Annotated in this window: 20 protein-coding genes and 1 tRNA gene; 9 read left to right on the forward strand and 12 right to left on the reverse strand. The window is 54.5% G+C overall.

The genetic code is table 11. The features are described from left to right. Positions 1 to 8 precede the first annotated feature (8 nt). Positions 9 to 431, reverse strand: coding sequence for a hypothetical protein (locus tag K3169_RS01150; RefSeq protein WP_263269583.1), 423 nt, complete (start codon positions 429 to 431; stop codon positions 9 to 11). 301 nt (positions 432 to 732) lie between these two features. Between K3169_RS01150 and K3169_RS01155 the strand changes: the two genes are divergently transcribed. After that, positions 733 to 1,215 (forward strand): hypothetical protein, encoded by a 483-nt coding sequence (locus K3169_RS01155; protein ID WP_263269585.1) that lies wholly within the window; start codon positions 733 to 735, stop codon positions 1,213 to 1,215. Positions 1,216 to 1,680: 465 nt separating this feature from the next. After that, on the forward strand, positions 1,681 to 3,879 hold the full coding sequence (locus K3169_RS01160) for a putative bifunctional diguanylate cyclase/phosphodiesterase (protein WP_263269587.1): 2,199 nt from the start codon (positions 1,681 to 1,683) through the stop codon (positions 3,877 to 3,879). Between the two features lie 682 nt (positions 3,880 to 4,561). Here K3169_RS01160 and K3169_RS01165 read toward each other — a convergent pair. The 4 genes from K3169_RS01165 to K3169_RS01180 all read right to left on the reverse strand — a co-directional run bounded on the left by K3169_RS01165 (position 4,562) and on the right by K3169_RS01180 (position 8,516). Continuing rightward, a complete protein-coding gene (locus K3169_RS01165; protein WP_263269589.1) occupies positions 4,562 to 4,996 on the reverse strand; it encodes a hypothetical protein in 435 nt (144 codons plus the stop codon). A 153-nt stretch (positions 4,997 to 5,149) separates the two neighbouring features. Then, a complete protein-coding gene (locus K3169_RS01170) occupies positions 5,150 to 6,031 on the reverse strand; it encodes a hypothetical protein (RefSeq protein WP_263269591.1) in 882 nt (293 codons plus the stop codon). A 200-nt stretch (positions 6,032 to 6,231) separates the two neighbouring features. Next, entirely contained in the window at positions 6,232 to 6,660 is a 429-nt protein-coding gene (locus K3169_RS01175; RefSeq protein ID WP_263269592.1) for a hypothetical protein, read from the reverse strand. Then, positions 6,657 to 8,516 (reverse strand): DEAD/DEAH box helicase, encoded by a 1,860-nt coding sequence (locus tag K3169_RS01180; RefSeq protein WP_263269593.1) that lies wholly within the window; start codon positions 8,514 to 8,516, stop codon positions 6,657 to 6,659. The genes K3169_RS01175 and K3169_RS01180 overlap by 4 nt, the downstream gene beginning before the upstream one ends. Positions 8,517 to 8,767: 251 nt before the next feature. Here K3169_RS01180 and K3169_RS01185 point away from each other — a divergent pair, with 251 nt between their 5' ends. Both K3169_RS01185 and K3169_RS01190 read left to right on the forward strand, forming a co-directional pair. Next, entirely contained in the window at positions 8,768 to 8,932 is a 165-nt protein-coding gene (locus K3169_RS01185) for a hypothetical protein (RefSeq protein ID WP_263269594.1), read from the forward strand. Then, a complete protein-coding gene (locus tag K3169_RS01190) occupies positions 8,919 to 9,386 on the forward strand; it encodes a hypothetical protein (RefSeq protein WP_263269595.1) in 468 nt (155 codons plus the stop codon). The genes K3169_RS01185 and K3169_RS01190 overlap by 14 nt, the downstream gene beginning before the upstream one ends. 68 nt (positions 9,387 to 9,454) lie before the next feature. On the opposite strand, the gene yidD is transcribed toward K3169_RS01190, so the two are convergent. Further along, complete coding sequence (gene yidD, locus K3169_RS01195; RefSeq protein WP_263269597.1) at positions 9,455 to 9,661, reverse strand: membrane protein insertion efficiency factor YidD; 207 nt, start codon at positions 9,659 to 9,661, stop codon at positions 9,455 to 9,457. Continuing rightward, complete coding sequence (locus K3169_RS01200) at positions 9,658 to 9,939, reverse strand: DUF4177 domain-containing protein (RefSeq protein ID WP_263269599.1); 282 nt, start codon at positions 9,937 to 9,939, stop codon at positions 9,658 to 9,660. Before K3169_RS01200 ends, yidD begins: the two co-directional genes overlap by 4 nt. Positions 9,940 to 10,162: 223 nt before the next feature. On the opposite strand from K3169_RS01200, the gene K3169_RS01205 reads away from it, so the two are divergent. After that, complete coding sequence (locus K3169_RS01205) at positions 10,163 to 11,056, forward strand: hypothetical protein (RefSeq protein WP_263269601.1); 894 nt, start codon at positions 10,163 to 10,165, stop codon at positions 11,054 to 11,056. A gap of 123 nt (positions 11,057 to 11,179) precedes the next feature. Here the strand turns inward: K3169_RS01205 and K3169_RS01210 are convergent, their stop codons facing one another. The 3 genes from K3169_RS01210 to K3169_RS01220 all read right to left on the reverse strand — a co-directional run bounded on the left by K3169_RS01210 (position 11,180) and on the right by K3169_RS01220 (position 12,443). Continuing rightward, the gene (locus K3169_RS01210; protein WP_263269603.1) at positions 11,180 to 11,857 is read right to left on the reverse strand and encodes a site-specific integrase; all 678 of its coding nucleotides are present in this window, start codon (positions 11,855 to 11,857) and stop codon (positions 11,180 to 11,182) included. Then, positions 11,854 to 12,261 (reverse strand): hypothetical protein, encoded by a 408-nt coding sequence (locus K3169_RS01215; RefSeq protein WP_263269605.1) that lies wholly within the window; start codon positions 12,259 to 12,261, stop codon positions 11,854 to 11,856. Before K3169_RS01215 ends, K3169_RS01210 begins: the two co-directional genes overlap by 4 nt. A 105-nt stretch (positions 12,262 to 12,366) precedes the next feature. After that, positions 12,367 to 12,443, reverse strand: a tRNA-Arg gene (locus K3169_RS01220). A gap of 352 nt (positions 12,444 to 12,795) precedes the next feature. On the opposite strand from K3169_RS01220, the gene gabD reads away from it, so the two are divergent. The 3 genes from gabD to K3169_RS01235 all read left to right on the forward strand — a co-directional run bounded on the left by gabD (position 12,796) and on the right by K3169_RS01235 (position 17,360). After that, positions 12,796 to 14,238: an NADP-dependent succinate-semialdehyde dehydrogenase gene (gene gabD, locus K3169_RS01225; RefSeq protein WP_263269607.1), complete on the forward strand. Its 1,443-nt coding sequence runs from the start codon at positions 12,796 to 12,798 to the stop codon at positions 14,236 to 14,238. A gap of 174 nt (positions 14,239 to 14,412) precedes the next feature. Beyond that, positions 14,413 to 15,693, forward strand: coding sequence for a 4-aminobutyrate--2-oxoglutarate transaminase (gene gabT / locus K3169_RS01230; protein WP_027901286.1), 1,281 nt, complete (start codon positions 14,413 to 14,415; stop codon positions 15,691 to 15,693). 323 nt (positions 15,694 to 16,016) lie between these two features. Further along, entirely contained in the window at positions 16,017 to 17,360 is a 1,344-nt protein-coding gene (locus K3169_RS01235) for a response regulator (protein WP_263269609.1), read from the forward strand. 869 nt (positions 17,361 to 18,229) lie between these two features. Here K3169_RS01235 and K3169_RS01240 read toward each other — a convergent pair. Together K3169_RS01240 and desA are read right to left on the reverse strand one after the other, a co-directional pair. Next, positions 18,230 to 19,216, reverse strand: a complete 987-nt coding sequence (locus K3169_RS01240) for a GGDEF domain-containing protein (RefSeq protein ID WP_027901284.1) — start codon at positions 19,214 to 19,216, stop codon at positions 18,230 to 18,232. 138 nt (positions 19,217 to 19,354) lie between these two features. Continuing rightward, a complete protein-coding gene (gene desA, locus K3169_RS01245) occupies positions 19,355 to 20,539 on the reverse strand; it encodes a delta-9 fatty acid desaturase DesA (RefSeq protein ID WP_231676544.1) in 1,185 nt (394 codons plus the stop codon). A gap of 154 nt (positions 20,540 to 20,693) precedes the next feature. Between desA and dibA the strand changes: the two genes are divergently transcribed. Next, on the forward strand, positions 20,694 to 22,610 hold the full coding sequence (gene dibA, locus K3169_RS01250) for a phosphodiesterase DibA (RefSeq protein WP_231676540.1): 1,917 nt from the start codon (positions 20,694 to 20,696) through the stop codon (positions 22,608 to 22,610). Positions 22,611 to 22,862: the final 252 nt, after the last annotated feature.

Raw genomic sequence — 22,862 nt, forward strand, 5'->3', positions numbered from 1 at the left:
TTGCGCAGTTATTCGTCGGTGTACAGCGTGCCGTCGCCCATCTTGGTCGGGAGCATGCCGAGGATGAATACACTGGCAGGCAAACTCGCGCCGCGGATTGCCCAGGTCAGACCCTGTTGCATGATCCCGCCGCCAGCCACTCGGCCCAGCGCCAGCTCTGCCCCTACTTTTGTTGCAACAGCGGCATTGGCAACCGGTATGGCCATAGACCCGGCCACCATCACGGCTCCGAAGTTGGACACAGGTTCGGTGCTGGTGCCTGCTTCGGTCTGGCACCAGTTTGCACCGGTACACGACTTGGCGAAGATCAAATCTGTGCGGGGTTTCGGCGCTGGCCAGGAGTCTTTTTCGATGTAAACCGGTTCAGGAGGCTGAGCAGGCCTTACCCGTCCACCCCATGAGCTGCCGCCCCCAAATACTGGGCATACCATGGCTCCTCGAATGGGTCTTTTTTCAGATCGTCCTCTCTCATAACGCGACCGAGACTGTCCTTAACGTCGGGGCGCGCAGGGTGCCGATTAGCCTTATGAGGGTCAATAAACGCTCGGTAACTGGAGGTTTCAGGTGTGCTTGCCCGGTCTGCAATATCCGGCTGGATGCTGACCGAGTTCAGCCAAAGGTCGATTATCGAGTGAAGTATTAGAGAGTCTTTACCAGCGCATGCCATCTACGGATGCCGCAGCGCGCTTTCGTTTCGGTGTTAAATTTACTGTTTTACAGAAGGGATACGTAATGAAGTACGCCGCCATACTGTTGTCGATTCCCGCTATAGCGCTTGCGATCGCGATTCCTGTGGCGGCCGATGAATCATCCCAGCGTATGCAACGCGCCTCAGGCTTGTGGAAAGTGACACCGGCCACCTCGCCGTTTTCCTGGGAAATTTGCGTCGACCAGGCAAAGGACCGTCTGATTGACGACGACTTGTGGGCCAACTTCGAACAGGAATGCAAGATCGAGTCAAAAAGCGGTAACGGCGACGGCTACAGCTTTATATCAAGCTGCCCAGACGCGAAGCTGGCCGCCTCGTTCAAGGGCGATCTGACGAAATCGTACATATTGACGGCCGACACTTCGTTCGAATTGAACGGAAAAACCGAGACGCAGCGCACCATCGTCAATGGCAGCTTTCAAGGCGCATGTCCGGCCGACATGGAGCCGGGCGTCAAGAAAATGCGCGGCGGCATGAAGATGAAAAGCCTGTACATCAACCGCTGAGCGGTCAGAGAGAGTCCATCTGCCGCGGGATACTGACCGGCAGGACGAGTCAAGCCAGCGGTGTCTCCATAGAGATAATGTCCGCCATCTACGACGCGCTACGGCGAATTCGCGCTTCCCACGGATACTCACCGGGAATCCTGATTGTTGCCATGTCGGCATAAGCTCCAGTGCGAAACCCTCTGACCAAAAACAAAGCCCGCACAAGGCGTTTGCGCTTCATGCCTGGCATGCTGATCGCTGAGGGAGTTTTCTACAGATATCCGTTTTTTTGACGATACAGTTTATGAGCTGCTCGACATAGCTGCCAATACGCTGCTGACAGGTGATGAGATGTACAGATTTTCCTTTTTTTCATGATATGAAAATATTTCTGCAGTTTATTTTCATCAATGCTGAAGTGGCAGCGATCCCTGTCAATCGCTTCGCACTCCATGTGCGGTCAGCTTCTAGCGATAACCTCAAATGATTACTTACCCAGTAAGTGATAATGATGAAGAGCGCATTCAGGCTTTGAATGCTTTCGCGCTGATGGATACGCCACCAGAGCACGAATATGATCAAATCGTCCAAATGGCATCTCGGATTTTTGATGTCCCCATTGTTCTGATTTCTTTAGTGCATCGCGACCGACAATTCTTCAAAGCACGTGTTGGCCTCGATGTGTGCGAAACGGGTCGTGACGTTTCATTTTGTAATTTTGCGCTCATGGGCCGTAACGTTTTTTTGGTACTTGATGCGTCGCAGGATGCGAGATTTAGCTCAAACGCCTTGGTTGTTGGCGCTCCTCATATTCGCTTCTACGCGGGGGCGCCATTGATAACAACCAAAGGCCATGTGCTGGGTAGCTTATGCCTGATCGACAATAAGCCCCGAGAGATGTTCTCAGACCGTGACCAGCTTGTTCTTCAGGACCTGGCCGTCATCGTTATTGAAAAAATGGAGTTGCGTCGGCTCGAACTCGAGAATGCGGATAGCCATACCCGTTTCATCAATATGACGTCGACTTCACCCGATGCCATTATTTGCTCAAACAGCAAAAATCAAATCACCTCGTGGAATAACTCAGCCGAGCTTATTTTCGGACATAAGTCTGAAGACGTCATAGGAAAGGCTCTCGACATCATTATTCCGCAAGAGATGCGGTCCAGGCATCATGCCGGTTTCTCAAGGGTCGTCTCAGGCGGCCCAGTCAGTATTATCGGAAAATCCGTAAACCTGACGGCCATACATCGCGACGGCCATAAAATACCCGTTGAGCTCTCGCTCTCACAATGGACTGATTTAGGCGAGCCACAATTTGGGGCGATCATTCGTGACGTCACCCAACGTGTAGCGGCGGACAAACTACTCAAGCACGCGGCTGAATACGATCATCTGACAGGCCTCGCTAATCGCTCAACACTTAAGCATCGGATCAAGGAGGCTTGTGACGCACAGATATCAGCGGCAATTCTTCTGATCGACCTGGATGGTTTCAAGGATGTTAACGACACGCTCGGCCACGCTGCAGGCGATTTTGTCCTAAGAGTGACGTCAAATCGCCTTCGCGAACGCGTACCGATGTGTCATATGGTCGCCCGTCTGGGTGGGGACGAATTTGTAGTCTTCATATCAGACACAGCAGATCAGGCCAAAGCGATTGAGCTTGGTTTGGCGCTCATCGCAGTCATTGAAGAACCTATAGAGTTTGAAGACAATTCTATTTTTATCGGAGCCAGCATCGGTGTGTCCATGAGGTCAGGCTCCGATTACGATGGCGAGCAAATGCTAGGCAACGCGGATTTGGCGCTTTATCAAGCCAAGTCTGACGGGCGATCCCTTGTTCGCGTGTTCACCAGCGAGCATCGACAGACGGCCTCAAAGAGAGGGGCTCTCAGCTCATCAATGCGTCAGGCATGGGCGAACAAAGAGTTTGAGCTGTACTACCAACCTCAGGTACGGCTTGCAGATGGCGCTATTACCGGGGCCGAAGCACTTATCCGATGGAACCATCCCACACTGGGCGTCGTGTCCCCAGCGGTTTTTTTACCTGTGCTAGAAGCAGGTCTTTTAGCGGTACCGGTGGGTGAATGGATATTGCGCTCAGCTTGTGAACAGGCAGCTCATTGGCGAAAGACCGGTAGAGATGGCTTCAGGATCGGCGTTAATTTGTTTGCCGCTCAGTTTCGTACGCGCGACTTTGCTGAAATGGTCGAAAGTGCACTTAACGACTTTTCTTTACCGGCGAGCGCACTCGAACTGGAGATTACAGAAAATATAATTTTGCGAAACGAACAGCGAATTATGGAGCCCCTGCACCACCTTCGCTCATTGGGCGTAGGCATTGCGTTCGATGATTTTGGTACAGGCTATGCGTCTTTGAGCCTTCTGAAAGACTACCCGGTCACACGCCTGAAGATTGACCGATCGTTTGTAAGCGGCGTCGAACGTAGCAAAAAAGACGAAGTAATCATCGAAGCCGTTATCAGGCTGGCGGCCGGCTTTGATCTTCAAGTCACTGCCGAAGGCATAGAGACCCGAGAACAGGAAAATTTGATGCGGCATTATTTATGCGAAGAGGGGCAAGGCTATCTATACGGTCGCCCTATGACGGCTCATGATTTCACTGAGCGTTATATCTCAACGCCTGATCGACCCTCTGACGTGTTAAGTCATAAATAATCCAGCACCCGCCTGAGCAGGCCCTTTTCAACCCAGACAGCCTCGGACTGAAGTTAAACAGTCAGGTGCATCGTCGTCCGACAACGTGCACTCGCTGCGAAACTACTGTCGCAATTCTAGACGACGGGTAAGAAGACTAAGCGCGATTAATCGGTGATCTAGAAGCTGGCGCACGAGATCGCCCAAGTCTACTAGGTGGTGTCCGGTTTGCAGTCACTAAATTGCCCCTTGTAGCCCTTTGTCTGAGCTTTCTCACTTTGATCATAAAATCGTGGTCAGACCACATTCAAAACAATGGTGGTCTGACCACGTTTTCCCCGTTTTCCCTCGGCTCTTACAAACTCTCCAAGCAGTTGCCGTATTGGGGGGCACCGAGCGGGGACGGTAGGCAAAGCAAATATAAAATCGGGGTCAGACCACATTTAAAACGAATTTTATTTTTGCATGGGCGGTTCGTTTGGAGGTAAGCAAGCGGAGGCTGAAAGTATAGGAATGGACACTTAGGTTTTTTGTCTGAGTCTTTTTCTTATATGGTGTATCAGATATAAAATCTGCCTTTGGAGTCCTGAATGCCGAGGCATGTAATCGATTCGTAAGCAGGGGGCACCTGTGAAATGTGTGTCGTGTTAACTGGCTTTCGCCTAAGTCTGGCCGCTTTGTTAATATCTGCTATTAACATTGGCTAGTTTGTTGAGTCCGAAATTTGTACTTCTGGATGACGTGATGGTAGAAACGATATTCCTAATGCATAAGCGACTGCTTTTTTAGCATCTAGTCGAAGTGACTCGCGGAAAAATAGCTGCCGCTCTAGTGTTATTGCAGCTCCCTGAGCTGAGTGCCGATGTACCACTGGATTCCTTTGGTCTCTCAGCCATTCCGCACTAGATTTGAGCTCATATTTATCGAGAAAGTCCGGCGTCCTTAGCCCTTTTTTATCAAAGGCTGCAATGCTCACTTCCACAACAGCTTGAGCTATTACAATTGTCGCTACCCATGCTCCAGCACAGAAGACATGTTCAAGCTCCCGAATAAGGGTTTCAGCTTGGGGGTGGGCGTTCCATTCATGAGGGCCTAGATGGATTGATTCAAATTTTCTGAACTGGCTGTTTCGTACCATCCAGTCCTCCACGCGAGGACACAAGCCCAGTCGATCATAGTCAGATGTGCGATCTAAATCCGTGTACATCCTTCTTCCCCTTGTATTCATCCACGCTGCTCTCGCAAAAAAGTCAGCCGATAGCTTCTTGATTTTCGATTCCACGCCATTAGTTTATTTCGGATTGGTAGATATTTGGGCGCGTTCTTTTATCCATAATTCGGAAATAGGTACAAAAAAAAGCGATATGACTTTCAAGAATCTTGACAGCTTTTTGCCGGATGGCGCGATCGGCTCGCTGGCGAGGTGGATTGTAAGAAGGTAACGATAAACTCGACGGCTATTTAGCGGTAGCAGGCCTATTTGCTCAAGAATCGAAGGACCGATCTCTCGAATCATCCCCGTTGTCATGATCCATAGCAGCACAAGTTCCACTGCCAAAAAAGTGCCAATCACTACATTGACAGCTATGGTTTTCCAGTCCTGTAAGGCTTGGAAAATTGAGTCAATATTTCCACCCAGTGTGATCATAGTGGCGAACATAGCAGCGACCGCGACCAGCAACCCTATAAAGCGCGCGGGGTCCGGCAGCCGAAAAAATGCTGCAAAGCGAGGCCCCATGTTGTCATTGCTGGCAAGTCGTCGAATCTCCAGGCGCTCTTCCCACAATTCTCTCAAGTATCTTGCCTTATCGACTAGATGCCTAGGTTGGCAGTCATACAGCTCGCACAGCCATTGTTGCTGAAGCTGTAAACGCTCTGCGGGAGAGCTAATGGGGCCTGCGCCTAAATGATCAGCCCTAATCTGGGCATAAATCTCGCCCATGTGTATTGCACAGATCATCGTGATCAGCAGTATGGGAAACAAAGCCGGTACGTAGTGCGTTAGCGTTGTCCCAGGTAGCCATATTAAAGCGCTCGTGAGCGCGATTACGCATGCCGCAGTCCATACCAAGCAAGTACGTGAGTCACGCCTTCGCCAAGCGGCTTTGAGAGGAACTCGCTCAAAAAGCTGGAAATATTTTTCTAGATCAATGTGGAGCTGGGTGACGCTCATAAGGTGTTTCACTTTGCAGTCGAAGATTTGAGCTTACAAGACCACCATTACTCAAGCGAACCCGCGTACCTTTCGAGTCTGTACTCGCGACCAGCTTCGACTCATGGTCCAGTGCCTGCCCACAAGACCTGGCCATTGAGTAGGAATATCACAATGGGCTGGTGGGGGCTTCAAGAGAAGCCTCTCGCAGAGGCGCGGATTTAGGCGGCCATTTGAAGCTTGGAGGAAAGCTTCAAGAAGTCCTTCGGCATGGTCGCCATTATCGCAGCAACCTGGCGTTTAGGTAGACTTGCGACCAGCAACGCTTCAAGCTTTTCGACCTTGCTCTGGATGTAGTAGGCGCGATCCCATTGGACACTGAACCGTTTAGTCGCAACTTTTTGCTCGATGAGCACGAGGTAGCGATCTTGGTTGTACGTGTACCGCATCGTCACATTATTCGGGCGCTCGCCATCATCTTTTTCCTGGAACGTGATTTCGAATACCACGCCGTCGGATGTTTTTTTCGACGTCGACTCGAGATAGCAGTCCTCAAACATGTTGTCGACGAGGTCGCTAGGCTGCACGCCAGGGGTGATGTGGAGAGTCGTCAGCTCGTCAACCAGAGATTTGATGATTTCCAGGCTCATTTCAACATTGCCCTCAGCTCCTTCATGATGACTTCAACATGCTCAATCGATTTGGTGAGCGAGCTGTTGTCGCGATCGGCAACCCTGCCGAATTTTTTGGCAAGCTTGGTATTGATAAAGCTCACCAGTATACCGTCGTTCGGAGTGGTTGCATTTATCATAGGCAAGTGTGGTGCGAATATCCGATAAAGAGTTGAGGACTTATCATCTATACCTCGATCACTCAGCAGCGTTGCTACATCGTCCTGTGCTTTTTTGGTGAGAATCTCCCGTAGCTGCTTCCGCGCTATTTCTGGTCGCTTGGCAAGCAGATTGGGGTCGATCACCTCCTGGGCGGCTTTTTTGGTCTCGGCTTGAACCAGTACGCTTCGAAGCTTAGCCAAGGTCTCCTCGTCATAGCCCTCAATCCCCGGCCAAGTTTCGATCGTCTTGCTCGCGATCAAGTCGATTTCTGCACGCTTATCGGAGAAAATTTTGTTGAAATCGAGATCGTTCAGGTACGAGTCTTGATCACTGACAAACGCGCTCGATGACTGGACACCTGCAAGGGACTGCTCTCTTCGAACGTAGTCGAGCTCAGTGATCGCATACTCCTTTGTCCGCTGATGCTGGGCTCTATCTACCTCCTGCTGGAAGTCAGTCCACATTAGGTCCAGTCCGGTTTCTTCGTGATAGATCACTACCGCGTTGTTGTCGATCTCAAACGCTTCGATCTCCTCGGCTGGGATGGCGCGCAGGACCCGACCGACGATCTGAGCGAATGCGTTTAAGCTGCGATAGGGGCGGAAGATAGCGAGAACGGTGAGATAGCGGTGATCATAGCCTTCCATCAGCATGTTCACCGAAATCACCACATCGCATTCGTGGTTGTCCACGACGCGGAACGCTGCCTCAAGGTCTTGGGTCACCATCGAGCTATGGACGATAGCAGTACTCAGGCCCTCTGCTTCGTACCAAAGACGCAGGTCGTTTGCATGGCTGATGCTGCAGCCGACGGCAAGAATCTTATGGGGGACTTTTGGCGACGCCTTTCTTAGCTCGTTCAGGTTATGAATGCTTTGGTTGATCACGTCCAGAGAGCATTCTTTGGAAAGTGCGACACTCCGTGAGACCCATTCCATATCCTTGAATTTTAAGACTTCGTCCTTGGAGTATTTCCGCCCTGGTTCCTCTGCAAGCGTGAAGTACAGCTCGTGGGCGTTGACAGTTTCTTTCCGTAACCATTTGACGTACCTGTCTCTCATCACCTCGGAGAGCGGGGTTGCGTGGATCAGTTTGCCAGGAACTTCCTGCTTGTCGCCTCGAAATGGGGTACCAGTGACAAAGATTTTTTTTGCCGCTGAAAAATGAGCCAGCGTCTTCTGCCAGCTGTCCGCTGGCGCATGGTGCCCCTCATCAATGATGATCAGGTCAAAAAAATCAGACTTCACGCGATTCGTCAGGGCGGACTCGCGCTCGCTATGGACCTGCTGAATATTCGAGTAAACGAAATGGCTTTGCTCCAAACTGCTGAGCAACGTTTGTGAGTTGTATTCGCAGGTTGCGGGGAGATCATCAGCATTGAAGATCACGTCGTAATTGATCCAGAAATTGTCTTCCAGCAGGTCTTGGGTCTTTCGAATGCTCTGCTTTGTCACGAGGTTGGGTGTAATGATGAGCACTCGACCTTTCGCGAGTCCAAACGGGACTATCGAGATCAACCCAGTCTTGCCTGTTCCTGTAGGCAAGACGATCAAAGCGTCTTCGTTAGGGTTATTTGAAAAATGCTCTTGTGCCTTGATGTAAGCCTCGATTTGAGGTGTACGAAGCTTATTATTTCCAAGGATGTTGACGGCTGTATCGAAGAAGTAATTCATAGATGTCTCTAAGATTTTCTGAAAAAACGACTCTGTCGTGCGCCCAGAGGTCGACAGAGCTGTGCCGCTGAGACGAACGGCTTGAAGGTCGGGTAAACAGAGAAGGATGGGGTGTATTGAAACTTCCCTGTTTCTGCAACCGGAGCTAGAGCCTGACGTGTCCATTAGCGGCATTGGCTATAGACGTATTTTTAGCACAGTGGCAGATTGAAACCACGTCAACGGGCAGAAATAAATCAGGGTCGCTCTAGATGACCGATCTCACATGGCAAAAGTGGCTGGATCGCACAACCGATCAAATTCCCGATGCAGATGCCGACCCAGATGAAGCCTTCCAACTTGTTTTTCGTGAACTGAAACGTCATGAGAAAACGGGCCGGAGAAACTTGTTGTCCGAGTCCTGTGGATCTGCTTGAGTACCTGTTCTCAGCCATTTTGCGCAAGTCAGGGATGTCGCGGGTGGCTCTTGAGCGGTTGCTGACAGAGCTGGGGATTTACGGATTCAAAGACGCGGACGGCCGGATTCTCCGACGGTATTTGAGCGGTCACACACGTATGGCTTGGTCGACCTATCAGCGTTTGATGCTATGGGCGTTATCAAGCGGCTGGATCAGCATGTGGGCTTTCTGCGATCTGGCTTTCCGGTCGTATGAGCGAGAAGCTGCTCAGCTTTGCGCACGGAAAATAGTGAACACCCTCAAGCGTCGGACGACGCTGCCTGAGTTGACCAAGGCGCAGGTTGTCGAGTGCTTTTATGAGATTTATCAGCTTAGGCAGCGTGAGCGCGATGAGGCTGCGGCTACTCGATTGCGAACTGATTCAGATACTAGAGAGCTTGTCTTGTCACTTGAGTTTGGCGTCGATTACTAAAGCTCATGCCTGCAGTCGTGCGAGCTCTCCCGCAGTGATGTGGTTTGTTATCCCAGTCATGCGCGAGATCATGGGAGATCCTGCCCGCCATTTGGATACCGGCACCTGCAGATGCGTCCGGCTGCCTTAAGGCAGCCATTTGCAACGCCATGCTTTTCGATGGCCCTGATCGCGTAGTTAGAGCAAGTCGGTTCGAACCGGCATGCGTCTCGCAATCGGGCTGGTGCAACTCGCTGATACCAACGAACTGCAGCGATGGCGAATCCCTTAATCACCGCGGCTTGCGCAACGAAATGACATAGTAGTGGCTCAATACATCTTTCTTACCCAGCAACGCATCGAAGCACCCAGGTTTGACCGAGACACCAATAGTATCGATTCGATAAAACTCCCAACCATCCTCCGCATGAGAGTTTATTACGTTCTGTAGATAGCCCGCTGCTTCATTGCCGCGCTGTTCCTTTGCTCGAACCTCAATGTTCGGCGGTACCTGAACCATTTTGTAGATATACATCCTTGCTAACCCTGCAAATGCCTGCATTCCCTTGAACACAAATCGCCGCTGCTTTATAGCTCGGCTGATGTCGGATGAACAGCGTCGACAGCGCCTTGTTCTTGATCCCGGGTGCACAGCGAAGCAGATCGGATGGCCAGTAGGTTTAAAGCTATCGACAATTCGTCCGATAGTCTCAAGGCACGACCACTGTCTATGTTGACGAGTCGCCCTTGGGCATCAGCGTTTCGTGGGCTTTTCATTTGCGAGTAAAGGATTACGCATGCGTACCCTGTTCAAAATTTGGCTGTCCGTGTTCCTCTTCGGGATGATCTTTTATCTCCCTATGTATATTTTTTCGAACAATGCACTAAGCGCTGTCGAAGAGCTTACCCCTAAAGATCTGATTCCTCTGACTGGCATTCGCGGCCAAGATCCGGAACGTAAGGAAAGACTTTTGGCTAGCATCGGCGTGGACACAGGCATGGAGCTTGAGGATGCGCTTGAGGACAATAAATCGCTTACTCACGTAGATATTCACTATGTAGAGTCCGCGGATGCCAATAGGATTTTTGCCGCTACAGGCATGAAGGTTGTGGAGGCCAGCGCAGAAATGGGAGGTGGAAAGCGCCTAGCTATGCTGTTTTCTGTAATTCCCAAACGTTTCTTACGCGATTGGGCTGCAGTCACAGGAATACTCGGTGTACAGGTGTCGGACGGGAAACACACTATCAACATGGTCGACGACCCGTCTGATGAAACCTATATCTGGGCTCTATTCGAAAAGTCAGGGAAAGGTGGGAGTGAGTCGGTACAGCGTCTGACGAATCGTTTCGACTTGGCCGTAGCAGGTATCAAGGAGCGTGAGCGCAGTAAAAACCTTGAATCGGCGGCTGCCCCACCTCTCTCACCTGCACCATCGACATTAGGGAAATTTGAAAGCAACACTGTCGCGGGTAATCCAAGCAAGGAGAAAATCGTGATTTTTCAATTCGATGGTCAGCCTGCCTACTGTGCTGATGAAGGGGAGGATGGCCCTAACTGTCGTGGTGACGGATCATCATTTATCGGTCAGGGAACTTACAAAGACTATATGGATGAAAACAGCGCGTTATGCATCGCTGGTGAGGTCGGTTGCACGCTACCTCAGTACTTCCCTGCGGACCTGCGCGGCTAATAAATCGGTCTGTTAAGCAGCCAGACCTATAAAAAATCTGGCTGCTTAGGCGGTTGTCGCGCTGTTTGCAGACGCTCCCATCGGGTTGATCGCGCAATCGTGTCACCTTATAACGTCCAATCCTTATGCCAGCTTGGCCGCCAGCTCTTCAGCAGTAATGTTGTAATACCGCTTGAGCATGTTCACCTCCCGATGCCCAGTCACGCTGGCCAGCTCGATCAGATTCGGTAGCTTGGTCGCAAGCCTACAGGTCGCCTCATGCCGCAGATCGTGAAAGCGCAGATTGATCAGGAAGTCTTCCTGTGGCGTTACCTGCGCCACCCCGCAATCTCCTAAGTATTTCAGCCTGGCACGCTCCAGACCTCGCACAAAGGCTTTCTTGAGTGCATCGGCAGTGGTGGGGAAAACTCGACCGCAGAGCGAGCGCGGCAAGTCCTTCAAAAGTTGAATAGCCTTCGGCGAAAGCGGAACAGTTCTGGACAAGCCGTTTTTGGTTGCGGGCAGATGCGCGGTTCTACGATCCAGGTTCACATGCTTCCAGCGCAGCTCAAAAATCTCGCCTCGGCGCATCGCTGTCTCAATCGCCAGTTGGACGATGGGCCGTATCCAGGGATTGTGTGAGGCATCAGCATAGGTACCGTCGGCACGTCGCTCACGAAGCTCTAACGCGCCGAGCATGTATTGCTCTTCAATCGGGTCGAGCCGTCGCGAGCGTTCGTCGTTGTAGCTGGGGCGGCTGACCATCCTGACCGGGTTTTCGGCAAGGTGAATTCCCCACTCGCGGCGGGCGACCTCGATCACGCACTGAACAAAGCCAGCTCACGTTTCACCGTATTGCCCTTGCGCATCTTCAGGCGCTCGTCACGGTAGCGGGCAAAGTCTGAAGAGGTGAGGGTGGCGACGATGCGCGTAGCCAGCGGATGACGCTTGAGCGCTTCCAGACGTTTGATTTCCGAATACGCGCCTTTGTGCTTAGGGGCTATCTCGGAGATGTAGCGATCAATGAGTTGATGAAAGACGGTGCGTTCAGCCTCGACGCGAGAGACAAAGATGCCCCGGTCGATTTCGCTTTCGATCATGCGTGCCCAAGCTTGGGCATCGGATTTGGTTTCGAAGGTTTTTCGCTGGGCTGGATAGCCCTTACGGCGAATTTGCGCTTCCCACTGATACTCGCCGCGATTCCTGATTGTTGCCATTTCGACCATTCCCGCCACACTTGAGTGTGGCAAATTTGTGGCAAAAACGACTTTCAGGACTAGGACAGGTTTCTGGCAGTGGAGCTAACCCCTTGTAATACAAGGGATAGAAGGTGGTGCACCAGGCGGGATTCGAACCCACGACCCCTGCCTTCGGAGGGCAGTACTCTATCCAGCTGAGCTACTGGTGCAATGCGGGCGCCATGATACTCATCTGGTTGGCGGGCGTCCATGCTGGTGAGCGCTGTTGTTGATTTTGCACGTTTCAAGGTGTTTGGACGACGTTGATCAGAAAATCCGCTGGATGTTGGCAGTTGCGTTCTTTTTTTCGAACGGCCTATTGTCCTTTGCCCTAGCAGTCCCTAGGATTCGTTTGAGATTTCAAACGCTCTTGTCCGGTTTTCCTGCACTTTGTGACCCTGCGTTGCGGGGGCCGGCGAATGATTTCCTGATGGCGGCCTTGTTCGAGGCGCCTTTTGAACGATCAAAAACTTGCACCGCCGGTGTGCGGCGCATTTTCGGTATATCAAAGCGGAGGCCGACATGCAGCTCAAAGATTCCACGTTGTTCCGCCAGCAAGCCTATATCAATGGCACCTGGCTGGATGCGGACAATGGCGAGACGATCAAGGTCAACAACCCGGCAACGGATGAAGTCCTGGGCACAGTGCCGAAGATGGGCGCTGCTGAAACCCGTCGTGCGATTGACGCGGCTGACAAGGCGTTGCCCGCCTGGCGTGCACTCACCGCCAAAGACCGTGGCAACAAGCTGCGTCGCTGGTTTGAGCTGATGATCGAGAATCAGGACGACTTGGCTCGCCTGATGACGCTGGAGCAGGGCAAGCCGCTGGCCGAGGCCAAAGGTGAGATCGGTTATGCCGCTTCCTTTATTGAGTGGTTCGCTGAAGAAGCCAAGCGCGTTTACGGCGATGTGATTCCGGGCCATCAGCCGGACAAGCGTCTGATCGTGCTGAAGCAGCCGATTGGTGTGACCGCCGCGATTACGCCGTGGAACTTCCCGGCTGCGATGATCACCCGTAAAGCAGGCCCGGCGCTGGCTGCCGGTTGCACCATGGTGCTCAAGCCTGCTTCGCAAACCCCTTACTCCGCACTGGCGCTGGCTGAACTGGCTGAGCGTGCAGGCATTCCGGCAGGCGTGTTCAGCGTTGTTACTGGCAGCGCTGGCGATATCGGCAGCGAGCTGACCGGCAACCCTATCGTGCGCAAGCTGTCCTTCACTGGTTCGACCGAGATTGGTCGTCAGTTGATGGCTGAATGCTCCAAGGACATCAAGAAGGTTTCGCTGGAACTGGGCGGCAACGCGCCGTTTATCGTGTTCGACGACGCGGACCTGGATAAGGCCGTCGAAGGCGCGATCATTTCCAAGTACCGCAACAACGGTCAGACCTGCGTCTGCGCCAACCGGATCTACGTGCAGGACGCGGTTTATGATGCGTTCGCTGAAAAGCTCAAGGTCGCTGTGGCCAAGCTGAAGATCGGTAACGGTCTGGAAGAGGGCACCACCACTGGCCCGCTGATCGATGGCAAGGCTGTGGCGAAGGTTAAAGAGCACATTGCCGACGCGGTGAGCAAAGGCGCGAAAGTGTTGTTCGGTGGTAACAGCATCGAAGGTAACTTCTTCGAGCCGACTATTCTGGTCAACGTGTCCAAAGATGCAGCCGTAGCCAAAGAAGAAACCTTTGGCCCGCTGGCGCCGCTGTTCCGCTTCAAAGACGAAGCTGAAGTGATCGCCATGTCCAACGACACTGAGTTCGGTCTGGCGTCGTACTTCTATGCCCAGAACATGAGCCGCGTGTTCCGCGTGGCTGAAGCGCTGGAGTACGGCATGGTGGGTATCAACACCGGCCTGATCTCCAACGAAGTCGCGCCGTTCGGTGGCATCAAGGCCTCGGGCCTGGGCCGTGAAGGCTCGAAGTATGGCATCGAAGATTATCTGGAAATCAAATACCTCTGCCTGTCGGTTTAACGCAGGGGTTTGCAGCCGCCGGGGCGCGAGAGCGACGTTTCGGCGGTTTTTAGTGGCACCCAAAACCTTTTTGGTGGCTGGAGGCCGTGACAGTCGATCATCGAATGCTGTCACGTGTTGATCCACCACTTGATCCTTGAACCACGCCGACCGATGAGCGGCGAATGAGGAAACATGTCCCAGACAAACGCAGAATTGATGCAACGCCGCGAAGCCGCTGTTCCACGCGGTGTTGGCCAGATCCACCCGATCTTCGCCGAGTCCGCGAAGAACGCTACGGTTACCGACGTTGAAGGTCGTGAGTTCATCGACTTCGCGGGCGGTATCGCCGTACTGAACACCGGTCACCTGCACCCGAAAATCATTGCCGCCGTGCAAGAGCAACTGACCAAGCTGACTCACACCTGCTTCCAGGTGCTGGCCTACGAGCCGTACGTTGAGCTGTGTGAAAAGATCAACGCCAAGGTGCCAGGTGATTTCGCCAAGAAAACCCTGCTGGTCACCACCGGTTCCGAAGCGGTAGAGAACGCCGTGAAAATCGCTCGCGCAGCTACTGGCCGTGCTGGCGTGATCGCGTTCACTGGCGCTTACCACGGTCGCACCATGATGACCCTGGGCCTGACCGGTAAAGTCGTGCCGTACTCGGCTGGCATGGGCCTGATGCCGGGCGGTATCTTCCGTGCGCTGTACCCGTGTGAACTGCATGGCATCAGCGTTGACGATTCCATCGCCAGCATTGAGCGCATCTTCAAGAACGACGCCGAGCCTAAAGACATCGCGGCCATCATCATCGAGCCGGTTCAGGGCGAAGGTGGTTTCTACGTCGCGCCGAAAGCGTTCATGGCTCGCCTGCGCGAACTTTGTGACAAGCACGGCATCCTGCTGATCGCTGACGAAGTGCAGACGGGCGCGGGTCGTACCGGTACGTTCTTCGCCATGGAGCAGATGGGCGTTACGGCTGACCTGACTACCTTTGCTAAATCCATCGCTGGCGGTTTCCCGTTGGCCGGTGTGTGCGGTAAAGCTGAATACATGGACGCCATTGCCCCAGGCGGTCTGGGCGGCACGTATGCCGGTAGCCCGGTGGCGTGTGCTGCTGCGCTGGCGGTGTTGCAGGTCTTTGAAGAAGAGCATTTGCTGGATCGTTGCAAAGCGGTCGGCGAGCGTCTGGTGACGGGCCTTAAAGCCATTCAAGCCAAGTATCCAGTAATCGGTGAAGTCCGTGCGCTGGGTGCGATGATCGCGGTTGAGCTGTTCGAAAACGGCGACACCCACAAGCCAAACGCTGCTGCTGTTGCGCAGGTGGTGGCCAAGGCTCGCGACAAGGGTCTGATCCTGCTGTCGTGCGGCACCTACGGCAACGTATTGCGCGTGCTGGTACCGCTGACCTCGCCGGACGAGCAACTGGATAAAGGTCTGGCTATCATCGAAGAATGTTTCGCTGAGCTGGCGTGAAAATGCCGAGGTCGCAATTGATTAAAATGTGACCAAACGAACAAAAAAGACCCGCTTCGGCGGGTTTTTTTGCGTTTAAAAGGGGTAAATGAGGGTTTTTATCTATATCCCTTCGTATGCATTGGCTAAGGTGGGTGCATTGCTGTTGAGGATTTAAAAATGCTCCTGACACAGCACGTTCGTGCTGCAAGACGTGAACGTGTAGGAGCTGCCGAAGGCTGCGAATGGCGTAGTGTCTGATACACCGCTTCGCAGCCTTCGGCAGCTCCTACGGAAATACATTTCAGATCATTGGTTATGAGTTGCTCGACGAGAGAGTTCTGATGACAGCTGTAGATTTGCCTGCGGGGCCTCGGGTATTGATTGCTGAGTCCGATCCATGGATTCGTGAAACGCTCAGTGAGTTGATCCTGAGCGTGCGTGACGACGTTGCGCTCGAGATTTGCAGCGATGGCAAGCAGGCCGTCGAGTTCATGAAGAAACACATTCCTGATCTGATCATCGCAGCCAGAGAGTTGCCTGTTATCGATGGTTTAAGCCTGTTGCGTGGCGTACGCGGTTTGCGTCGTCAGCCTCCATTGCCTTTTATCCTGATCAGCAATCGCGGTGACACGGCCAGTGTTCGCGAGGTGGTGCCACTGGCGCCTACGGCTTACCTGACCAAACCGCTGGACACTGGAAAGTTGCGCCAGCGCGTCGAGAGCGTGCTATTGGCTTGTCCTATGCCAGGCTCAGTACCCGCGCTGACGCCTGGCCTGACGCTGAGCAAGTATCTCGAGAAGAATCGGGACACTGCCGACGGCGCGCCGTTGTTTGTGGATGTCGCCACTGCGCTGAAGCTTAGTCAGGTAGGGAGTGGCGTCGATGCGGTGTTGCTTGAGCAGGAGTTGCGCGCTGACCCGCATATCACTGCAGTGCTGATTGCTGCTGCTAATACGGCGGCCAAGCATCTGGTCAAGCCTGTGCAGACACTGGGCGCGGCGCTGGCGCTTCTGGGGGCTCCGCAGAGTGCCAGCATTGTTTCTGCGTTGACCAAGAAGCGCGTGTCGATCCTGACCAACAATGCGTTGCAGATGAAGGCCAGCGAGTTCTGGGAGATGTCGCAACGTACTGCGGAATACGCGCGGGTGCTGGCGGGCATGCTTGAGGTCGACCCCGAACGTTGCTTCTGTGCGGGGCTGCTGCTGTCACTGGGCGATCTGGCGGTGCTGGGTTGTTTGCAGGAGTGGTTGCTGGCTGGTGGCAAGCTGGATGATCAACAGATCGAAAAAGCGCTGGAGCAGTACTCTGCTGCTTACGGTTCGGCGTTGCGTGTCCGCTGGCGTTTGCCGCTTGAGTTGCGGGAGCTGACCTCGTCGGTTTATCAGTACAACACCGGGGTTTATACCCGCGAAGTGCTGGTCATGAACCTGGCCGGGCATATGGCGCGTTTGGGTGACGAGGACAGCGTGACGACGTTGCTCAAAACCAAGCCTGCCCGCTTGTTGAAACTGACTGTCGCCGACTTGCAGCGCTTGCGCAAGAAGCTGACTGGCGTGACTGATCCAAGTCTGCTGGCAGCGCCGGTGGGGCTGGTGGTGGAAACATTGGCTGATGACGAGGATGAAGGTCCGGATCTGCTGGATGGTGCGCCGGAGGCGGAGCCTGAAGCAAACACCGACCTGTAGGAGTGCATGAGCACCGCGAGGCCGCGATAGCGGTGTATCAGTCATACCGCGTTATCGTTCTTCGCGGGCAAGCCTCGCTCCTACAGGGGATCGCCGATATCTGTGGGAGCTGGGCTTGCCCGCGACGCAGGCGCTGCGGTGTGGCAGTTGTGGCGCGTTATCGTTCATCGCGAGCAAGCTCGGCTCCTCCAGGGGATCGCCGATATCTGTTGGAGCCGGGCTTGCCCGCGATATAGGCGCTGCGGTGTGTCAGTTGTGGCGCGTTATCGTTCTTCGCGGGCAAGCTCGGCTCCTCCAGGGGATCGCCGATATCTTTGGGAGCCGGGCTTGCCCGCGATGCAGGCGCTGCGGTGTATCAGTCATGGCGCGTAATCGTTCATCGCGAGCAAGCTCGGCTCCCACAGGGGATCGCCGATATCTGTGGGAGCCGGGCTTGCCCGCGATGCAGGCGCTGCGGTGTATCAGTCATGGCGCGTAATCGTTCATCGCGAGCAAGCTCGGCTCCCACAGGGGATCGCCGATATCTGTTGGAGTTGGGCTTGCCCGCGATGCAGGCGCTGCGGTGTATCAGTTGTGGCGCGTAATCGTTCTTCGCGAGCAAGCTCGGCTCCCACAGGGGATCGCCGATATCTGTTGGAGTTGGGCTTCCCCGCGATATAGGCGCTGCGGTGTTCAGTCATGGCGCGTAATCGTTCTTCGCGAGCAAGCTCGGCTCCCACGATGGCGTCGCAAGTCTGTTGAAGCGAGGCTTGCCCGCGATGCAGGCGCTGCGGTGTGTCAGTTGTGGTGCGTTATCGTTCTTCGCGCGCAAGCTCGGCTCCCACAGAGGCATCGCAAGCCTCGCTTCCACAGGCGCCTGCGCGAATTACCTACACCAACACAATCTGATTCTTGCCCTGACGCTTGGCCTGGTACATCGCCGCGTCGGCACGGGCGTAGAGGATTTCCAGGCTTTGGTCGTCCTCTCCCATGTTGGTCAGGCCCTGGCTGGCGGTGATGCCGAAGCTTTTGTCGCCGCGCTGGAAACTCAGGCGCTGGATTTCCCGCTGCAGGCGTTCGGCGATTTGCTTGGCCATGTCCGGCGCACAGCCCGGGAACACTGCAGCAAACTCTTCACCGCCAATACGTCCGAACAGGTCGCCGCGCCGTAGCGTGGTTCTGCCGCATTCAGCGATCTTCTGCAGCACCAGATCACCTTCCTGGTGACCGTAGGTGTCGTTGACCAGTTTGAAGTCATCGATGTCCAGCAACAGAAACGCCAACGGCGTGCCGTGCAGGCGAGCCAGTTCGAATTCGCGCTGGGCGCACTCGAAGAAGTGCCGGCGGTTGCTGCTTTGCGTCAGTACGTCGGTGGTCGCCAGGCGCTGAAGTTCGCTTTCCAGCTCTTTCTTTTCGGTGATGTCTTCTGCGATGCCCACCACGACGAGACGCTGCTCGGCGTCGGTCTGGTGACTCACGAAACATTTGTCGCTGATCCAGCGGACTTCGCCGTCGGCACGGATGATCCGGTATTCGCGATCTTCCACTGCGCCTTTCTCAATAACTTCGTTGAGGCTGCGCTCAGCGTAGTTGAGGTCATCGGGGTAGATGCTGTCGCGCCATTCGCCATAGTCGGCCAGCAATAAACCCGCAGAGCGGCCAAAGATGCGTTCGTAAGCCGGGCTGACGTAGATCATCCGCTGGGTGGCCCAGTCGAATGCCCAGAGCACGGCGTTGACGCTGACCAGCAGCGAGCTGAACAGCTGCTCACGCTCACTCAGGCGTGCGACCTCAGCCTGGGCGTGCATCAGCGCCAGTAGCGTCTCCGCAGCGGCGGGAGTATCAATATTGGGTGTCAGTAGAGTTTTGTTGTCCATGGCACTGCATCTCAGAATAAGGTGCGGCGCACAGCCACAACATTTCCCGCACGGGGTCGCGGGCAGATGTTCTGAGTGGATTTAGGAGGTGAAGTTCAAATCACGCGCGCCCCAATTGAGGCGCGCTGATCAGTGGCTTCAAGCGTGCGCAGGGCGCAGCGAGTAGGTTTTGAGCTGGTCGGCGAAGTCACGCAGAGACTGGATACCGCTGGCCTCGGCTTCGTGGATCCAGTCTTTCATGGCAGCCAGCATGTCGTGGCCGTTGCTGCTGGTCTTGACCCAGATTTGTTGCAGGGCCAGGCGCTTTTCGTAGATCACTTTCAACGCGTGGCTGTGTTCCAGCATGGTCTGGATGCGCAAGTGGTGCTTGTCATCCAGCAGGCTGGTTTCACGGGACAGCAACCGCTTGGCGCGATGGAATTGATGCCGTACCGAAGCATCGGCTTTGGCCAGTTCCTGGGCGACCAACGGGCCAATCACCAGTTTGCGGTACTGAGCCATGATCTGGAACCGGTTGTTGAGGATCGCCATGGCGGTGTCCATGTCGATACTGCCTTTGCCCTCGACGCGGTGCGCGATGGGTGCGACCCGCTGGACCTTGGCCAGACGCAAGGCGCTGAACACTTTGATCCACGCCCAGCCGATGTCGAATTCCCACTTCTTGACCGACAGCTTGGCCGAATTCGGGTAGGTGTGGTGGTTGTTATGCAGCTCTTCGCCGCCAATGATGATGCCCCACGGCACCAGATTGGTTGCCGCATCACGGCATTCGAAGTTGCGATAACCCACGGCATGCCCCAAGCCATTCACGACACCTGCGGCCCAGAACGGAATCCACATCATCTGGATCGCCCAGACGGTAATGCCCAGCGCGCCGAACAGCAGCAGGTCGATGACCGCCATGATCGCCACGCCCAGCAACGGGTAAGGCGTATAGATTTTGCGTTCGATCCAGTCTTCCGGGCAGTTTTTGCCGTAAATTCGCAAAGTGTCCGGGTTTTCCGCCTCGGCCCGATACAGTTCCGCACCCTTGCGCAGTACAGTAGAAAGCCCTTTGACGACCGGGCTGTGCGGGTCATCGACGGTTTCGCATTTAGCGTGGTGTTTGCGGTGGATGGCCGTCCACTCGCGGGTGTTCTGCGCTGTGGTCAGCCACAGCCAGAAGCGGAAGAAGTGTTTCAGACCTGCATTCAGCTCCAGGGAGCGGTGGGCGGAGTAGCGGTGGAGATAAATTGTGACGGCGACGATCGTCACATGGGTCATCACCAGCGTGACTGCTACTAACTGCCAGACGGAAAGGTCAAGCAAACCGTTGTACCACATAGGCTATAGGGCCCTCGAAAAGACGCTTTGAAAAAAAACCAACAGTGCGCATTATCACTGAGCCGCCAGATAAAACCAGTCGGCCTTGGAGATAAGAGTCGCCAGATGTTTCCTAATCTTTAATCCCGCACCTCATAAGGTTACTAGCTTTCTTATGACTGACTCCTCGCGTGACGCACTGCGAACATCCCTGTTTTACGGGGTTTTATCCATTCTCTGGTTCGTCGTGAGCGATCACTGGCTACCCGCTTTGATCGAAAATCCGGCTCGATTGAAGTTTGCCCAACAGATGAGTGGTTACGTCTGGGTGGCGGTCAGCGCCATTTTTATCTTCGTGGCTCGTAGCCAGTTACTGCGTTTCATGGGCATCGAACTCACGCTGCGCCGACAACGCGAGGACCATGAGCGACTGCGCCTGGCGGCCGCTGTTTTCGACAGCACACTGGAAGGCGTGGTGGTCACCGATGGCGATGGGAAAATCGTCCACGTCAATCGTGCCTTTATGGAGATTACTGGCTACCCGTTAGACGAAGTGCTGGGCGCCAACCCGAGCAAATTCAAATCCGGCCGTCATGGCCCGGAGTTTTATCGGCAGATGTATCGCTCGATCTTCAGCGCTGGTCAGTGGAGCGGCGAAATCTGGAACCGGCGTAAAAGCGGTGAGGTTTATCCGCAATGGCAAAGTATTCGTAGCGTGAAAAGCGACAGCGGCGAGATAAAAAACTTCGTTGCGGTCTTTTCCGACATCACTGCCATCAAGCGTTCCGAGCAGGACTTGTTACAGCTCGCTCATTACGATCCCCTGACGAATTTGCCCAACCGTCTGCTGTTCATTGACCGCACGACCCAGGCGCTGAGCTATGCCCGTTCCAGCAAGCGCGGCTGTGCGCTGTTGTTGATCGACCTGGATCATTTCAAGAACATCAATGACAGCCTCGGGCATAACGTCGGTGATGACGTGCTTAAAGCGGTCGCCGAGCGGCTCAGGTCTTTGTTCGATAACGACATGACGCTGGCAAGGCTGGGCGGCGACGAGTTTGCACTGCTGATCGAGAATTGCCAGCAAGTGGTACAGGTGGCCGGGTATGCCCAGCGGATTCTGGAAGGCTTCAAAACCCCGTTCGTACTGGAAAACCGACAGCTGTTCATCAGCGCAAGCGTCGGTATCAGTTTGTTCCCTGAAGACGCAGCCAGTCCCGCGCAACTGCTGCGCAACGCAGACTCGGCGCTGTTCAAAGCCAAAGGTGATGGTCGCGAGACCTATGCTCTCTATACCGAGGAACTGACCGCCCACGCCCAGCAGCGGGTGCATCTGGCCAGCGAGTTGCGGGGTGCCATTGAGCGAAATGAGCTGCGGGTGTTCTATCAGCCGATTCACAACCTGCACAACAGCCGCATCCTGGGCGTCGAAGCACTGGTGCGATGGGAGCATCCGGAGCGGGGGCTGGTGTCACCCGGGGAGTTCATCCCCATCGCCGAGCAGAGTGGCCTGATTGCCGAGCTGGATGCCTGGGTGTTGAACACGTCCTGCCAGCAGATGTGCGCCTGGCTGGCAGCGGGCGTGGATATTTCCTTTGTGGCCGTCAACATCTCCAGCCGGCTGTTTGCAAGCGGTCATCTGGTTGAGCGGGTGGCAAAGGTGTTGAGTGACACCGGGCTGAACCCCGCGCATCTGGAGCTGGAAGTGACCGAAAGCGCGGTCATGGATGACCCGGATCAGGCCATCGAGCAGATGCACCGACTGCGCGAATTGGGGCTGAGTCTGGCCATCGACGATTTCGGCACGGGTTATTCATCCCTGCTGCGCCTCAAGCGCATGCCGGTGCAGAAGCTGAAAATCGATCAGGGCTTCGTTGCCGGGCTGCCTGGCGATGAAGACGACATTGCTATCGTGCGAGTGATCATTTCCCTCGCGCAAAGCATGGGCATGCGGGTGCTGGCTGAAGGCATCGAGACGGTGGATCAGGCGTCGTTTCTTCTGGCCAACAATTGCCCGATGGGCCAGGGCTACTGGTTCGCACGGCCAATGCCGGCGGAGCAGATTGACTGGGCGCATGCGCCGGGGTTTTAGCCAATCGTAGTGGCAGTTCCTTGCAACTGCCTGCTAACCACAGAAATGAAAACACCCTGTAGGAGCTCACGAGCACCGCGAGGTAGCGATGGCGGTCAGCCTGACACACCGCCATCGCGGCCTCGCGGTGCTCGTGCGCTCCTGCAGCTCCTCCGTTGACTCGATACAGCGCGTTGCGATGTGCTTCGGGGCAGCGCCTGTGGCGTAAATTCACTTTGGTTATATGTAGATTCTTAAATAGTATTTTTAAGA

The sequence above is a fragment of the Pseudomonas phytophila genome, from assembly GCF_025643095.1.
Classification (GTDB): Bacteria; Pseudomonadota; Gammaproteobacteria; order Pseudomonadales; family Pseudomonadaceae; genus Aquipseudomonas; species Aquipseudomonas quasicaspiana.

Excerpts from the sequence above, each read along its gene's own strand:
- K3169_RS01180 (WP_263269593.1), bottom strand. The coding sequence starts at position 8,516 with ATGAATTACTTCTTCGATACAGCCGTCAACATCCTTGGAAATAATAAG.
- K3169_RS01215 (WP_263269605.1), bottom strand. The coding sequence starts at position 12,261 with ATGGTCGAAATGGCAACAATCAGGAATCGCGGCGAGTATCAGTGGGAA.
- desA (WP_231676544.1), bottom strand. The coding sequence starts at position 20,539 with ATGTGGTACAACGGTTTGCTTGACCTTTCCGTCTGGCAGTTAGTAGCA.
- K3169_RS01185 (WP_263269594.1), top strand. The coding sequence starts at position 8,768 with ATGACCGATCTCACATGGCAAAAGTGGCTGGATCGCACAACCGATCAA.
- K3169_RS01235 (WP_263269609.1), top strand. The coding sequence starts at position 16,017 with ATGACAGCTGTAGATTTGCCTGCGGGGCCTCGGGTATTGATTGCTGAG.
- gabD (WP_263269607.1), top strand. The coding sequence starts at position 12,796 with ATGCAGCTCAAAGATTCCACGTTGTTCCGCCAGCAAGCCTATATCAAT.
- dibA (WP_231676540.1), top strand. The coding sequence starts at position 20,694 with ATGACTGACTCCTCGCGTGACGCACTGCGAACATCCCTGTTTTACGGG.
- K3169_RS01240 (WP_027901284.1), bottom strand. The coding sequence starts at position 19,216 with ATGGACAACAAAACTCTACTGACACCCAATATTGATACTCCCGCCGCT.
- K3169_RS01155 (WP_263269585.1), top strand. The coding sequence starts at position 733 with ATGAAGTACGCCGCCATACTGTTGTCGATTCCCGCTATAGCGCTTGCG.
- K3169_RS01150 (WP_263269583.1), bottom strand. The coding sequence starts at position 431 with ATGGTATGCCCAGTATTTGGGGGCGGCAGCTCATGGGGTGGACGGGTA.
- K3169_RS01165 (WP_263269589.1), bottom strand. The coding sequence starts at position 4,996 with ATGGTACGAAACAGCCAGTTCAGAAAATTTGAATCAATCCATCTAGGC.
- K3169_RS01205 (WP_263269601.1), top strand. The coding sequence starts at position 10,163 with ATGCGTACCCTGTTCAAAATTTGGCTGTCCGTGTTCCTCTTCGGGATG.
- gabT (WP_027901286.1), top strand. The coding sequence starts at position 14,413 with ATGTCCCAGACAAACGCAGAATTGATGCAACGCCGCGAAGCCGCTGTT.
- K3169_RS01175 (WP_263269592.1), bottom strand. The coding sequence starts at position 6,660 with ATGAGCCTGGAAATCATCAAATCTCTGGTTGACGAGCTGACGACTCTC.
- K3169_RS01160 (WP_263269587.1), top strand. The coding sequence starts at position 1,681 with ATGATTACTTACCCAGTAAGTGATAATGATGAAGAGCGCATTCAGGCT.
- K3169_RS01170 (WP_263269591.1), bottom strand. The coding sequence starts at position 6,031 with ATGAGCGTCACCCAGCTCCACATTGATCTAGAAAAATATTTCCAGCTT.